We start from the raw sequence: 245 nt of genomic DNA, 5'->3' as shown, positions 1-245 counted from the left end.
GCCATTGACCCGGCACCCCTCGTCAAGTTCGAACGCATGATCGATCGCGCGCTCACGATAAGGATGGCGGACTTTGTGGCGAAATATGCAGGACTGCCAAAGAATAAGGCATCTGACCTCTTGAATTCTGTGGCACCTCAACCACAGCAGGCATTGATCGTCCATCCGCACGATGACGAGATACGAGCCGAACATGAGCGCCGTAGACGCGCGTCCAGAACCAAAAACTCGGACACTGACAATGA

At 54.3% G+C, this 245-nt stretch carries 1 protein-coding gene; it reads left to right on the top strand.

Features of this window, described 5'->3' with window-relative positions; all coding sequences use genetic code 11:
* On the top strand, positions 1-245 hold a 245-nt coding region (locus AC1RPJ_RS08295), incomplete at both ends, for a hypothetical protein (RefSeq protein WP_481762933.1).

It is taken from the genome of Dellaglioa sp. CoH-57-MRSF-17, assembly GCF_056782015.1.
Note: the sequence above shows the minus strand (reverse complement) of the source record. Positions and strands in the feature narration are given on the sequence as shown.